Source organism: Kitasatospora sp. MAP5-34, from assembly GCF_029894335.1.
Taxonomy (GTDB): domain Bacteria; phylum Actinomycetota; class Actinomycetes; order Streptomycetales; family Streptomycetaceae; genus Kitasatospora.
In genome coordinates this window covers 113,062-126,363 of sequence record NZ_JARXZC010000012.1, presented here as the reverse complement: position 1 = coordinate 126,363, position 13,302 = coordinate 113,062, and the positions used below count along the sequence as shown (strand labels likewise).

General features: G+C 71.5%; 12 protein-coding genes. 6 read left to right on the top strand and 6 right to left on the bottom strand.

Features of this window, described 5'->3' with window-relative positions; genetic code table 11:
- Positions 1-271: 271 nt before the first annotated feature.
- Entirely contained in the window at positions 272-1,153 is an 882-nt protein-coding gene (locus P3T29_RS13395; RefSeq protein ID WP_280716648.1) for a sigma-70 family RNA polymerase sigma factor, read from the top strand.
- 134 nt (positions 1,154-1,287) lie between these two features.
- On the top strand, positions 1,288-1,503 hold the full coding sequence (locus P3T29_RS13390) for a hypothetical protein (protein WP_280716618.1): 216 nt from the start codon (positions 1,288-1,290) through the stop codon (positions 1,501-1,503).
- A 33-nt stretch (positions 1,504-1,536) separates the two neighbouring features.
- On the opposite strand, the gene mscL is transcribed toward P3T29_RS13390, so the two are convergent.
- From mscL to P3T29_RS13365, 5 genes are all read right to left on the bottom strand, one after another.
- The gene (gene mscL, locus P3T29_RS13385; RefSeq protein ID WP_280716617.1) at positions 1,537-1,986 is read right to left on the bottom strand and encodes a large conductance mechanosensitive channel protein MscL; all 450 of its coding nucleotides are present in this window, start codon (positions 1,984-1,986) and stop codon (positions 1,537-1,539) included.
- Positions 1,987-2,016: 30 nt separating this feature from the next.
- Positions 2,017-2,379 carry a hypothetical protein gene (locus P3T29_RS13380; RefSeq protein ID WP_280716616.1) on the bottom strand — a complete coding sequence of 121 codons (363 nt, stop codon included), beginning with the start codon at positions 2,377-2,379 and terminating at the stop codon, positions 2,017-2,019.
- A 273-nt stretch (positions 2,380-2,652) separates the two neighbouring features.
- Entirely contained in the window at positions 2,653-2,970 is a 318-nt protein-coding gene (locus tag P3T29_RS13375; protein WP_280716615.1) for an FmdB family zinc ribbon protein, read from the bottom strand.
- 168 nt (positions 2,971-3,138) lie between these two features.
- A complete protein-coding gene (locus tag P3T29_RS13370; RefSeq protein ID WP_280716614.1) occupies positions 3,139-4,455 on the bottom strand; it encodes an MFS transporter in 1,317 nt (438 codons plus the stop codon).
- A 348-nt stretch (positions 4,456-4,803) separates the two neighbouring features.
- Positions 4,804-6,297 (bottom strand): potassium/proton antiporter, encoded by a 1,494-nt coding sequence (locus tag P3T29_RS13365; protein WP_280716613.1) that lies wholly within the window; start codon positions 6,295-6,297, stop codon positions 4,804-4,806.
- 278 nt (positions 6,298-6,575) lie between these two features.
- Here P3T29_RS13365 and P3T29_RS13360 point away from each other — a divergent pair, with 278 nt between their 5' ends.
- Positions 6,576-9,302 (top strand): penicillin acylase family protein, encoded by a 2,727-nt coding sequence (locus P3T29_RS13360; RefSeq protein WP_280716612.1) that lies wholly within the window; start codon positions 6,576-6,578, stop codon positions 9,300-9,302.
- Here the strand turns inward: P3T29_RS13360 and P3T29_RS13355 are convergent.
- On the bottom strand, positions 9,289-9,849 hold the full coding sequence (locus tag P3T29_RS13355) for a 5-formyltetrahydrofolate cyclo-ligase (protein WP_280716647.1): 561 nt from the start codon (positions 9,847-9,849) through the stop codon (positions 9,289-9,291). The genes P3T29_RS13360 and P3T29_RS13355 overlap by 14 nt on opposite strands.
- A 134-nt stretch (positions 9,850-9,983) precedes the next feature.
- Between P3T29_RS13355 and P3T29_RS13350 the strand changes: the two genes are divergently transcribed.
- From P3T29_RS13350 to glp, 3 genes are all read left to right on the top strand, one after another.
- On the top strand, positions 9,984-10,946 hold the full coding sequence (locus tag P3T29_RS13350; protein WP_280716611.1) for a GGDEF domain-containing protein: 963 nt from the start codon (positions 9,984-9,986) through the stop codon (positions 10,944-10,946).
- 70 nt (positions 10,947-11,016) lie between these two features.
- Positions 11,017-11,937 carry a UTP--glucose-1-phosphate uridylyltransferase GalU gene (galU, locus tag P3T29_RS13345; RefSeq protein ID WP_280716610.1) on the top strand — a complete coding sequence of 307 codons (921 nt, stop codon included), beginning with the start codon at positions 11,017-11,019 and terminating at the stop codon, positions 11,935-11,937.
- A gap of 25 nt (positions 11,938-11,962) precedes the next feature.
- Entirely contained in the window at positions 11,963-13,264 is a 1,302-nt protein-coding gene (gene glp / locus P3T29_RS13340; RefSeq protein ID WP_280716609.1) for a gephyrin-like molybdotransferase Glp, read from the top strand.
- Positions 13,265-13,302 lie beyond the last annotated feature (38 nt).

Sequence of the window (13,302 nt, the reverse complement as noted above, 5' to 3'; positions counted from 1 at the left end):
GTCCGAATTCTGTGCGTTGGATCGTTACGTGTGAGCCTCGGAGAGGCCCGCATCTCTATTGCCCCATCTCTGCTCGCCCCGGATTTCCCCGGCTGGGCGGCAGCCCGACAGGCAGCCGGACAGCGGAACCGGACAGGGGCGACAACCCAGGCAGATCGGCACCAGCAGCAAGGGAGCAAGCATGGCCACTCGTGCCGTCGTTCGCGACAGGGCCGACCGGACTCGCTCGGCCCGCCCGACCAACTATGAGGCCGACCGCGACCTTGTCGGCATGTACCTCGATGAGATCGCCAGGACGCCGCTGCTCGACGCCGCCGAGGAGGTCGAACTGTCGCTGCGCATCGAGGCCGGCGTCTATGCCCAGCACCTGCTGGCGGAGGGCACGCTGCCCAAAGGTTCGAAGCGGGAGGAGCTGGAGGTCATAGCCGAGGACGCGGAGCGGGCCAAGGACGTCTTCATCCGCTCCAATCTCCGGCTGGTGGTCGCGGTGGCCCGGCGCTACCCGCGCAGCGGCCTGCCGCTGCTCGACCTGATCCAGGAGGGCAACGCCGGTCTGGTCCGCGCGGTCGAGAAGTTCGACTACGCGAAGGGCTTCAAGTTCTCCACGTACGCGACGTGGTGGATCCGGCAGGCGATCACACGGTCGATAGCCGACCAGTCGCGCACCATCCGGCTGCCCGTGCACCTGGTCGAGGAGCTCGGGCGGATCCGTAGGGTGCAGCGCGAGAAGGCGAAGGAGCTGGGGCGTGAGCCCGACCCCGCCGAGGTCGCGGCGGAGCTGGACACCACCGAGCAGCGGGTCAAGGACGTGCTGGACTGGGCCCGTGATCCGGTCAGCCTCAACATGTCGGTGGACGACGAGGGCGAGACGCAGTTCGGTGACCTGGTAGAGGACACCGGTGCGACGTCCCCGGAGGACGCCGTGATGGTCATGCTCCGCCGTGAGGAACTCGACGACCTGATCGGCCGCCTGGACGACCGGACGGCCTCGATCATCCGGTCCCGCTACGGGATGGAGGACGGCCGCGAGCGCACGCTGACGGAGGTCGGCAAGCAGCACGGTCTCACCCGGGAGCGGATCCGGCAGATCGAGAAGCACGCCTTGGCCGAGCTGAAGAAGATCGCGGACCACGCGGGCTTCGAGGCCGCCTGACGCACGGCTCGCACGGCCTGCATGCCCAGCACGGCCCCGCACGGACCTCGGTACGGCGATCGCCCGTACCGGGGTCCGCTGTTGTGCGGGCCTACGCTGGAGGGGATGTGTCGGTGGACGGAGGAGCAGGGCAGATGGGCGAGCAGGACATGGGCGAGCAGCAGACAGAGAAGACCGAGCAGCAGGGTCAGCAGCCGGAGCAGAAGGCGAAGCTGATCTTTGCCGACCCGCTGGACCGGCAGACCAGCGACGACACGGACAGCGGCTGGGGCGAGCGTCCGGGTTCGGGCGGTGGCGGTGGGCGCGGACTGGACTGGTACGTGAGCCAGCGACCGCCGCACCACGGGTGAGCGGGGTGAGCGGGACGATCGAGGGTGGCGGCGTCAGCGCTGGCGGACCAGCACGTCGCGGATCTCGGTGAGCAGGGCGACCTCCTTGGCTTCTTCCGGGACAGCGGCCTCCGGGACAGCCGCCTCCCGTACCGCCACCTCCGGGGGCAGCCGTCGGCGGTAGGCGATGACGCGCTTCGCGGGGACGACGACGGCGAAGTAGACGACAGCGGCCGTGATCACGAACTGCAGGGCGGCGCTGAGGACAGACCCCCACTGGAGGTAGACGCCGGCGGTGACGCTGCCCGTCTCGTCCATGAAGCAGGGGCCCTTGACGCAGGTGGAGTACGACGCCAGGTCCTCACTCCCGAGCAGGCCGACGACGGGGTTGATGACGCCTTTGACGAAGGCGTTGACGATGTTGGTGAACGCCGCACCGATGACCACGGCGACGGCGAGGTCGATGACATTGCCGCGGAGCAGGAATTCCTTGAAGCCCTTCATGCCGCGCTGAACGCCGCCGGCCGGGCGAGGTCACGGGTGGAGCTGTCGCCGCTCGGTTGACGTGGGCCCGGGGCAGCGGGGTGCTGTGCCCGGTGCGCCGGACACCCCCGCTGCGGCCGAGGTGGCGGTGGGTGGCGGTGGGCCGGGCCTCAACGGCCCGGCGGTGAGTGCGGTGGCGGTGGCCAGCAGCCCGGCGGCCAGCACCCCGGGCCGGTGCCGGACGGCCTGCCGGAGCCGGTGCCGTCCACCCGAACCGCGCCGGATCGGCGCGAAGGCGGGGACGGCCCGCCGGGGCGGCACGGCGGGCGCGAAGGCGGGCACGGTCGCCCGGGCGGGCGGCGACGGGTGCGGACGGGGAAGACGGGGGAGCAGGGGCTCCAGCTGCGTGCTCATGGGTGGGACACCGCCTCGGACTCGGAACGAAGTTCGCGAGATCAGAGTGCGCCCACAGCCCGGAACCGGGAATCAACCCGCCATTCCCTGTGGACAACCACGGGGTTGTGGATAACTTTGGTCACCCACAAGAGGGACCACACCGGGCACCACGACGCCGACAACGGCGCCGACCCGATAGGCGCAGCACCGGGCACCGCAACGCCGAACGGCCTGACGCCGCCGCGAGATCGCGACGGCGCCAGGCCGAGGGGTACGCGTAAGGCCGAGGTGTCAGCTCGCCGAGCCGGCGCTGCTGCTGCCCGTGGAGGTGCTGGTGGACGCGGAGGCGGTGGCCGCCGCCGGTGCGGCGGTGGACGTCGACGAGGAGGACCCCGACGACGACCCCGAACCGGTCACCGAGCTGGTCGAAGAGGAGCGGCTGTCGGTCCGGTAGAAGCCCGAGCCCTTGAACACCACACCCACGGCCGAGAAAATCTTGCGGAGCCGTCCCTGGCACTCGGGGCACGTGGTCAGCGCGTCGTCGGTGAACTTCTGCACCGCCTCCAGGCCGTTCCCACACTCGGTGCACTGGTACTGGTACGTGGGCACTTGTCTTCCTCCTGCACTTCCCCCTGGCACTCTCGCCTGATGAGTGCTAACGACGGTCAATGATGCGGCATTCCGCTGGATCAGTCCAGCGCCCCAGGTGTGACGTGCCCCGAGGTGCCCCCGGCGGCCCCCCGACGCGTCCCCGGCGTGCCCCGGCGGCTCCGGGTGTCAGCCCTTGGAAGCCCCCACCAGCTGCGCCTGGACGGTGCTGCGCGCGACGGTCCGGCTGGGCGTGCTCGGCGGGACCAGCAGCCGCCGCAGCGACACCAGGGCGATCAGGCCCAGCCCGGCCCCGGCCACCGGGACGACGAACCCGGCCGAGGTGCCGTAGCCGTCGATCAGCTGTCCGGCGACGGTGGACCCGGCGGCCAGGCCGAGCCCGATCGCACCGGTCAGCCAGGTGAAGGCCTCGGTCTTGGCGCCGTCCGCGACCAGCGTCTCGACCAGCGTGTAGCCGGTGATCAGCGTCGGCGCGATGGCGAGTCCGCAGACCAGCCCGGCGACCGCGAGCGCGGTCAGGTTGGGCATCGCCCACAGCGTGGAGCAGCCCAGCACCAGCAGCGCGTAGCTGCCCAGCATCCGCTGCCGGGCCGGGCGCCGCCAGGCGACCATGCCGTAGAGCACTCCGGCCAGCATGCTGCCGCCCGCGAAGATCCCGTAGACCAGGCCGTTGGCGCCGGGCTGGCCCGCCGCCTTGGCGAAGGCCGTGACGGAGACCTGCATGGCCCCGAAGACCGTGCCGACGCCCAGGAACGAGGCGGCCAGCAGCCGGACGCCGGGGGAGGCGAGCGCGGACGCCCGGCGGGCGCCGGGGACGTGCGGGTGCCGGGCGGGGGCGGTACGGCGCTGCGCGGCGAAGGCCAGCCCGCCGACCACGGTCAGCGCGGCCTCGGCGATCAGTCCGGCGGCGGGCGCGATGCCGGTCGCGATGGCGGTGGCGAGCACCGGCCCGACCACGAAGGTGAACTCGTCGGTGACCGACTCGAAGGCGAAGGCGGTGTTCAGCTTCTGCGGCGAGGCGTCCGGCGAGTCACCGGACAGCTTGCCGACCCAGCGGGACCGGACCATGGCGCCGATCTGCGGCACGCTCGCCCCGGCGGGCGCGGCGGCCAGGAACAGCGTCCAGACCGGCGCGTGCCCGAGGGCCAGCGCGATCAGGGCGCCGACCGAGAGCGCGTGCACGACGACGCTGGGCACCAGCACGGCGGCCTGCCCGAACCGGTCGGCGAGCCGCCCGGTCTGCGGGCCGACGAACGCCTGCGCGACGGCGGAGACCGCCGCGACCGTACCGGCGGTGCCGTACGAGCCGTTGGTGTCCAGGATCAGCAGCACGATGCCCAGGCTGAGCATCGCGTACGGGAGCCGCGCCGCGAGGGCGGGGACCAGGAACGTCCAGGCGCCGGGGGTGCGGAGTAGCGCACCGTAGCCAACGCGGGTGGGGGACCCCTCGGACTCGGGGGATTCGACCGTTCGGCGGGCCGTCACGGTCATGCCTTCCTGCTGCCTGGTAGCGCGGACGGGGCATGGGTGGCCCCGACGGCGCCGAGAGTCGTCCTCTCGCGCGTCGACCGGGGTGATACCGGATCCGATGGGCCTTTTCGCCCCGGACCGCAGCCGCCGAGCGGTCGCGCCAACTCTGCTTCAGGCAGATGTTGCGGGTGTTCAGTCGTTCCCAGCCGGTGTGATTCACCAGCCGATACAGAAGTTCCCCTTGATACTACGTGATCTGGGGCAATTTCCCCGATAACCGAAGGTGAACGTAGCGCAAAACACACGAACCCAGGGCGTTCCCCATGCCCTAGCTGTACTGACCCCTGCCCCCAACCTCACGGGTCAGTGCACCTGGCGCCCCTGCAGCCAGCCGGCCAGCTTTCCACCCTGGTCCACCGCGCGCAGCCGTCGCTCGGCCACCTCGCTGACCTCCTCGGTGGTCACCACGAGCAGCTCGTCGTGGGCCCGCAGCACCGTGGCCCGGTCCGGTACGAAGCTGGTGCCCTCGCGGACCACCAGGGTCACGGCCGATCCGGCGGGCAGGCGCAGTTCGCTGACCTCGACGCCCGACATCCGGGAGGTGCCGGAGAGCGAGACCGAGAGCAGCTGTCCGTGCAGGTGCTCCAGGGGGGCCGACTCGATGTCGAGGTCCTGTCCGAGCGAGCCCTCGCCGATCCGCAGCCGGCGGGCGACCCACGGCAGGGTCGGGCCCTGGAGCAGGGTGAAGACGACCACCAGGATGAAGACGATGTTGAAGACTTCCTGGGCCTGCGGGATGTCGGCGACCAGCGGGATGGTCGCCAGCACGATGGGCACCGCCCCGCGCAGCCCGGCCCAGCTGAGCAGGGCCTGCTCGCGCCAGGGCAGCCGGAACGGTGTCATCGTCAGGAGTACCGAGACCGGTCGGGCCAGGAAGACCAGGACGGCGCCGATGACCAGCGCCGGCACGATCGCCGACCCCATGGTGTCGGGGTTGCAGAGCAGGCCGAGCACCACGAACATGCCGATCTGCCCGATCCAGGCCAGCCCGTCGGCGAAGCCCCGGACGGCGGGGCCGTGCGGCAGCTTGGCGTTGCCGAGCAGTACGGCGGCGATGTAGACGGCGAGGAAGCCGGAGCCGTGCAGCAGCGCGCCGCCCGCGTACGCCAGCAGCGCGAGCGACATGACGGCGATCGGGTAGAGGCCGGAGGAGGGCAGCGCGATCCGCTTCACCGCGTACGAGCCGAGCTTGCCGACCGCGTAACCGACGGTGGCGCCGACGGCCAGCTCGCCGATGATCGTGCCGACCAGGACGTACCAGGAGTCCAGCGGTCCGGTGGTGGCGAAGGCGACCACCAGGATCACCACGGGCGCGTCGTTGAAGCCGGACTCCGCCTCCAGCAGGCCGGTCAGCCGGGCGGGCAGCGGGACGAGCCGCAGCACCGAGAAGACCGCCGCCGCGTCCGTCGACGAGACGATCGCGCCGAGCAGCAGCGAGACCCGCCAGTCGAAGCCGCCGAGCCAGTGGGCTCCGGCGGCGGTGATGAAGACGCTGACCGCGACGCCGAAGGTGGCCAGCACGGTGGCGGCCGGCAGGACCGGCTTGATGGCCCGCAGGCTGGTCTTGAGCCCGCCTTCGGCGAGGATCACCACCAGGGCCGCGTACCCGAGCACCTGGGTCAGCTCGGCGTTGTTGAAGGTGACGCCGAGGCCGTTCTGGCCGAGGGCGACGCCGATCCCGAGGTAGATCAGCAGGCTGGGCAGCCCTGAGCGGGTCGCGAAACGCACGGCGACCACCGCGAACAGGAGGATCACGGAGAACTCGAGCAGGAGGCGGTTCAGGTGGTCGACGGTCACGCAGTGGCACCTCGGAGGAGTGATCGGGCGAGGGAGGCGTCGCGGAACCCGCGAGTCCGGGGCTTTCGCCCGGAGCCGCGAGTTCGTTACTCAGTCTAACATTTTACCTGCTCTTTGGTGACCCGGTGATCATCAGGTGGTCACCGGCTGTCCCTCAGCAAGGCCCGATAGGGTCCACCTGATCCAACCGTGGACGTCCCCCGTGCATGTCCGCCACCCGAGTCGCCCTAATGTGGTGACCTGTCACGGCCGTCGCCCCCCAGCCAAGGACCCACCAGATGCCCCGCTCGAAGAAGAAGTTCCGGCGCGCCCGTCTGTTCGTGCTCCTACTGGTGGTCCTGCTGGTCGCCGGTGTGGGCGGCGGCGGGTACTGGGCCGTGAGCACCGTCCGGGCCTCGTTCCCGGAGGTGGCGGGCAGCGTCACGGTGGCCGGCATGTCCGCCCCCGTCGACGTGAAGCGGGACGCCAACGGCATCCCGCAGCTGTACGCCGACACCTCCGCCGACCTGTTCCGCGCCCAGGGCTACGTCCAGGCCCAGGACCGGTTCTGGGAGATGGACGTCCGCCGGCACATCACCTCCGGCCGGCTCTCCGAGATGTTCGGATCGAGCCAGGTCGACACCGACACCTTCCTGCGCACCATGGGCTGGCGCCGGGTCGCGCAGCAGGAGTACGACACCAAGCTCTCCGCCGAGACCAAGAAGAACCTGCAGGCCTACTCGGACGGCGTGAACGCCTGGCTCGCCCAGCACCCCGGTGGTGCCAGCGCCTCGGTGGAGTACACCCTGCTCGGCGCGGTGCACGGCGGCTACAAGCCCGAGCAGTGGACGCCGGTCGACTCGGTCGCCTGGTTGAAGGCGATGGCCTGGAGCCTCTCGGGCAACCTGCAGGAGGAGATCGACCGCTCGCTGCTGTCCCAGGACTTCACCCCGGACAAGATCGCCCAGCTCTACCCGGACTACCCGTACGCCCGTAACGGCACCATCGTGAAGCAGACCGGCAAGGTCGTCGACGGCACCTACAAGCCCGCCGACGGCTCGGCCACCCCGCCGCCGTCCTCCTCGCTCGCGCAGGGCCGGGCCACCACCCAGGCGCTGATGCAGGGCCTCTCGGACAACATGGCGGGCATGCCGCAGCTGCTCGGCCCGCAGGGCCAGGGCATCGGCTCCAACTCCTGGGTGGTGGCCGGCAGCCACACCACCACCGGCAAGCCGCTGATGGCCAACGACCCGCACCTGGGGCCCGAGCTGCCCTCGGTCTGGTACCAGATGGGCCTGCACTGCCGGACGGTCGGCCCGAGCTGCGGGTACGACGTCACCGGGTTCACCTTCGCGGGCATGCCCGGCGTGGTGATCGGCCACAACCAGAACATCTCCTGGGGCTTCACCAACCTCGGCGCCGACGTCGCCGACCTCTACCTGGAGAAGGTCACCGGCCCGGACACCTACCTGGTGGACGGCCAGAACGTGAACTTCGACAGCCGCAAGGAGACCATCAAGGTGGCCGGCGGCGCCGACCGCACCATCACCGTCCGCACCACCAAGGACGGCCCGCTGATCTCGGACCAGAGCACCGAGCAGCAGGACATCGGCAAGTACGCCCCCGTCGGCAACGCCGCGCCGGACCGCGCGTCCGGCTACGGCGTCGCGCTGCAGTGGACGGCCCTCAAGCCCGGCAACACCATGGACGCCGTCTTCGAGCTGGACCGGGCCGCCAACTGGAGCGACTTCCGGGGCGCCGCCAAGGACTTCGCCGTCCCCGCGCAGAACCTGATCTACGCCGACACCCAGGGCAACATCGGGTACCAGGCCCCCGGCGTGATCCCGATCCGCGGCAAGGGCGACGGCCGTTACCCCGCCCCCGGCTGGGACTCCTCCTACAACTGGAAGCCGGACCCGGTCCCGTTCACCGCGCTGCCCTACAGCTACAACCCGGCCAGCGGCTACATCGTCACCGCCAACCAGGCCGTGGTCGACCCGACCTACCCGTACCTGCTCACCACCGACTGGGAGTACGGCACCCGGGCCAAGGAGATCACCGACCAGATCGAGAGCCGCCTCAAGAACGGCGGCAAGATCTCGCCGGACGACATGCAGCAGATGCAGCTGGACAACACCAGCGTGATGGCGCAGACCCTGGTCCCGCTGCTGCTCAAGGTCAACATCACCGACCCGTACGTCCGTGAGGCGCAGAACCTGCTGAAGGACTGGAACTACCACCAGGACGCCTCCTCGGCCGCCGCTGCCTACTACAACGGCGTCTGGCGCCAGCTGCTGATCCTCGCCTTCGGCCAGAAGTTCCCGGCCGACCTGCGGGCCAAGGGCGACTGCCTGCTGGTCCGTCAGAAGAGCGACCCGACGATGCCCGACGACGCGCTGAACAACACCGTCACCGTCACCCAGTGCGGCACCCGGGCCCCCTCCAAGGCCCAGCCGGACGGCGGCGACCGCTGGACGGAGGTCGTGCGCCAGCAGCTCGCCAATCCGCAGAGCAGCTGGTGGGACTACATCGACTCCGACCACCGCCCGCAGCACGGGTTGGCCAACCTGCTCGCCGAGGCGATGAAGAACGCCCGCCAGGACCTCACCTCGAAGCTCAGCAAGGACATCTCGACCTGGAGCTGGGGCCGGCTGCACACGCTGACCCTCAAGGAGCAGACCCTCGGCACGGACAACTCCTCGATCGCGTCCGGCCTGGTGCACAAGCTCCTCAACCGGGGCCCGTACCAGCTCGACGGCGGCTCGGCGGCGGTCAACGCGTCCGGCTGGAACGCCGCCGCCGGGTACGAGGTCGACTGGGTGCCGTCGATGCGGATGGTGGTCGACCTGGGCGACTTCAACGCCTCGCGCTGGATCAACGTCGGCGGTGCCTCCGGGCACGCCTTCGACCCCAACTACGACGACCAGACCGCCCTCTGGGCCAAGGGCGTGCTGCTGCCCTGGGCCTACTCGGCCGACAAGGTCGAGCAGGCCACCAAGAACAAGCTGGTGCTCAGCGCGGGTTGATCCAGACGACCCCCGACGGGGTGACCGCCGCGTCCACGGGCAGATCGTGCGGCTCGGCGGGCACCTCGTCCAGCAGCTCCTGCGGGTAGAGCAGCGTCACCAGTACCGGCTGCGCCCCGGCCGCCGCGAGCCGGGCCAGCACCCGGTCGTAGCTGCCGCCGCCCCGGCCCAGCCGCCGGCCCCGGCGGTCCACCGCCAGGCCGGGCAGCAGCACCAGCGCGGCCTCGGTGACCGCCCCCGGCCCGAGCCGGGGCGCGGTCGGCTCCAGCAGCCCGCGCCCGGCCGGGGCGAGCTGCCCGGCGCCCTGGTACTCGGCCCAGTCCAGGTCGTTGTCGGGCAGCAGGACGGGCAGCAGCACCCGTACGCCCCGGGCGCGGAGCGCGTCCAGCAGCGGCCGGGTGCCCGGTTCGGTGCCGACCGAGACGTACGCGGCGACGGTACGGCCCGGTTCGGCGAGCCCGGCCGCGTGCTCCGCGAGAGCGGCGGCGGCGGTTTCACGCCATTCGGGGGGCAGCTCTCGGCGGTCCGTCAGCAGGCGTGACCTCAACTCGCGCTTCTCGTTGTGCAATGGATGCTCCTCTGTCCTGTTCCGCTCCCTCGGCGCGCTCGCCGACCGAGCAGAGCCTGACACGCGGCCCGTACGCAGCTCGCACGCAACCTGACACGTGGAAGGGAACCGGTATGTCCAGCCCATCCAGCCCACTCCTGGTCCAGGCCCTCGCCCTGCTCAGCGCTCCCGCGCTGGCCACGGCGGCGGTGGCCGGGCTGCGGCTGCGCCGGGTCGCGGCGGGCGCGGGGCAGCGGGAGGCCGTACTCCGGCAGCAGATCGCCGAGTTGGAGGTCGAACGGGCGACCCTGCAGCGCACCGCCTCCTGCGACCCGCTCACCGGCGTGTGGAACTACCGCCACCTCCAGCTCACCCTGGGCCGGGAGGTGGAGCGGACCCGCCGGGCCGACCACGGCGAGGAGCCGCCGCCGCTCGCCCTGCTGATGCTGGAGATCGCCGGGTTCGACGCGATCGTCGCCGAACACGGGCGCGGCCGGGCCGGAACGATACTCCGGGACCTCGCCCAGCGCCTCGGCGTGGAGATCCGGCGCACCGACACCCTCGCCCGTTACGGCGGCGAGGAGTTCCTGGTCGTCCTGCCGGACACCGGCTTCGACGGCGCGGTGCACGTCGCCGAGCGGCTCTGCTGGTCGGTCCGGCGGCACCGCCTGCTGGACTGGTCGGCCGCCGGGCCCGAACCGAGCCGCCCGGTCGGCGGCAACGGGCTGACGGCGGCCGTCGGCATCGCGGTACTGCCCGGCGACGGCGGCCACGCCGCCCTGCTGCTGCGCGCCGCCGACCTCGCCCTGGCCAGGGCCCGCGCGGCGGGCGGCGACTGCTGGCGCGGCACCGGCGAGGGACCACGGGACCACCCGGACGAGCACCCGCGCGGGCACCCGCTCGAGCACGTCAGCGCCCTCGACGAGCCGGGCTCGGCCGTGCGGGACAAGGCCCACGGCGCAGCAGGGGACACGGCGGACGAAGCTCCGGAAATCACCGGTAATCTGTCCGTCTGTGCCGGAGGGGCCGCCCGCTCCTCCGTCAGTACCGCCCACACCGCTTCCGCTGTGACCGTCACGCGTGAGGGGGGATCCTGACCGGTTGGGATTCATCTCTGGTCAACCCTGCCCTCGGCTCGGCGGAATCGCGCCTTAGTAAGGTCGACGCATGACGCAGACGAACGCCCGCATCCCTGTCACCAAGGCCGTGGTGCCCGCCGCAGGGCTGGGTACCCGCTTCCTGCCGGCCACCAAGGCGACCCCCAAGGAGATGCTGCCGGTCGTCGACAAGCCGGCCATCCAGTACGTCGTGGAGGAGGCGGCCGCCGCCGGGCTCTCCGACATACTGATGGTCACCGGCCGCAACAAGCGCGCGCTGGAGGACCACTTCGACCGCGCGTACGAGCTGGAGGAGCTGCTCTCCCGCAAGGGCGACCTCGACCGGCTGCGCCGCGTCCAGGAGTCCGTCGACCTCGCCAACATGCACTACGTCCGCCAGGGCGACCCCAAGGGCCTCGGCCACGCCGTCTCGGTCGCCGAACAGCACGTGGCCGGCCAGCCGTTCGCCGTCCTGCTCGGTGACGACCTGATCGACCCGCGCGACCCGCTGCTGGCCCGCATGATCGAGGTGCAGCAGGAGCTCGGCGGCTCGGTCGTCGCGCTGATGGAGGTCGACCCCGCGCAGATCCACCTGTACGGCTGCGCCGCCGTCAAGGCGAACGGCTTCGGCGAGGACGTCTTCCGGATCACCGACCTGGTCGAGAAGCCCGAGACGGCTGACGCCCCGTCGAACTACGCCGTGATCGGCCGCTACATCCTCGACCCGGCCGTCTTCGACGTGCTGCGCGAGACCCCGCCCGGCCGTGGCGGCGAGATCCAGCTCACCGACGCCCTGCGCGAGCTCGCCACCCGTGACGAGACGGCCGGCGGTCCGGTGCACGGTGTGCTCTTCAAGGGCCGCCGTTATGACACGGGCGACCGCGCGGACTACCTTCGCGCTATCGTCCGACTGGCCTGCGAGCGCGAGGACCTTGGTCCGGACTTCCGGTCCTTCCTCAAGGAGTTCGTGGCCACCGAGATGCAGGGCTGACGACTTAGATTGCGAGTGTGAGGCGATGACCGGGTCCACGGAGAGCAGCTGCTGCACGGAGTCCGAGGGCCCGGTCCCGCGTATGTGGACGGTCGACGAGCACCTCGCCGACGTCCTCGGGCAGATCACCCCGCTGCCCGCGATCGAGCTGCAACTGCTCGACGCGCAGGGCTGCCGGCTGGTCGAGGACGTGGTCGCCACCGGTGATCTGCCGCCCTTCGACAACAGCTCGATGGACGGTTACGCCGTCCGCACCGCCGACACCGTGGGCGCCACCTCGCAGTACCCCTCGGTGCTCACCGTGATCGGTGACATCGCGGCGGGCGCGGGTGATCTCCCCAAGGTCGGCCCCGGCCAGGCCGCCCGGATCATGACCGGTGCCCCGATGCCGCCCGGCGCGGAGGCCGTCGCCCCCGTCGAGTGGACGGACGGCGGCACCGGCACCGGCCGGGCCGCCGACAGCATGGGCGCGCCGGTCGCGGACGAGGAGGTCCGGGTGCTCCAGCCGGTCTCCGAGGGCGCCCACATCCGCCGCCGGGGCAGCGACATCGCCACCGGGGACGAAGTCCTCACCGCCGGGACCCTGCTCGGCCCCACTCAGCTCGGGCTGCTCGCCGCGATCGGCCGGGGCACCGTCCGGGTCCGTCCGCGCCCGCGCGTCGTGGTGCTCTCCACCGGCAGCGAACTCGTCCAGCCCGGCGACCCGGTCGGCCCCGGCCAGATCTCCGACTCGAACAGCTTCACCCTCACCGCCGCCGCCCTGGACGCCGGAGCCATCGCCTACCGCGTCGGCGGCGTACCCGACGACGCGGCGGTCCTGCGGGCCGTCCTGGAGGACCAGTTCGGCCGGGCCGACCTGATCGTCACCAGCGGCGGGGTCAGCGTCGGTGCGTACGACGTGGTCAAGGAGGTCTTCGAGTCGTACGGCGGCGTGGACTTCCGGCGGCTGCGGATGCAGCCCGGCAAGCCGCAGGGGTTCGGGCGGATCGGCGACGGCGTCCCGCTGCTGGCCCTCCCCGGCAACCCGGTCAGCGCGTACATCTCCTTCGAGCTCTTCGTCCGCCCGGTGATCCGGACCATGCTCGGCGCCCCCGACATCCACCGGCCGGTCGTCCGGGCGGTCTGCGCCGCCGAACTGCGCTCCCCGGCCGGGCGGCGGCAGTTCCTGCGCGGCTGGTACTCCGACGGCTTCGTCCGGCCGATCGGCGGCGAGGGCTCGCACCTTGTCGGTGCGCTCGCGAAGGCCAACTGCCTGATCGTCGTACCGGAGTCCGTCACCTCCGTACCGGCTGACAGCACCGTGGATGTGGTCCTTCTCACGGGCTGAGGTGGCCGGGGAGGTACGGTAGCGCGGTATTCGCCCCG

Bases quoted from the DNA above. Each gene is read 5' to 3' on its own strand.
- P3T29_RS13395 (WP_280716648.1), top strand. From the start codon at position 272: ATGTACCTCGATGAGATCGCCAGGACGCCGCTGCTCGACGCCGCCGAG.
- P3T29_RS13390 (WP_280716618.1), top strand. From the start codon at position 1,288: ATGGGCGAGCAGGACATGGGCGAGCAGCAGACAGAGAAGACCGAGCAG.
- mscL (WP_280716617.1), bottom strand. From the start codon at position 1,986: ATGAAGGGCTTCAAGGAATTCCTGCTCCGCGGCAATGTCATCGACCTC.
- P3T29_RS13380 (WP_280716616.1), bottom strand. From the start codon at position 2,379: ATGAGCACGCAGCTGGAGCCCCTGCTCCCCCGTCTTCCCCGTCCGCAC.
- P3T29_RS13360 (WP_280716612.1), top strand. From the start codon at position 6,576: ATGCCCCGCTCGAAGAAGAAGTTCCGGCGCGCCCGTCTGTTCGTGCTC.
- P3T29_RS13350 (WP_280716611.1), top strand. From the start codon at position 9,984: ATGTCCAGCCCATCCAGCCCACTCCTGGTCCAGGCCCTCGCCCTGCTC.
- galU (WP_280716610.1), top strand. From the start codon at position 11,017: ATGACGCAGACGAACGCCCGCATCCCTGTCACCAAGGCCGTGGTGCCC.
- glp (WP_280716609.1), top strand. From the start codon at position 11,963: ATGACCGGGTCCACGGAGAGCAGCTGCTGCACGGAGTCCGAGGGCCCG.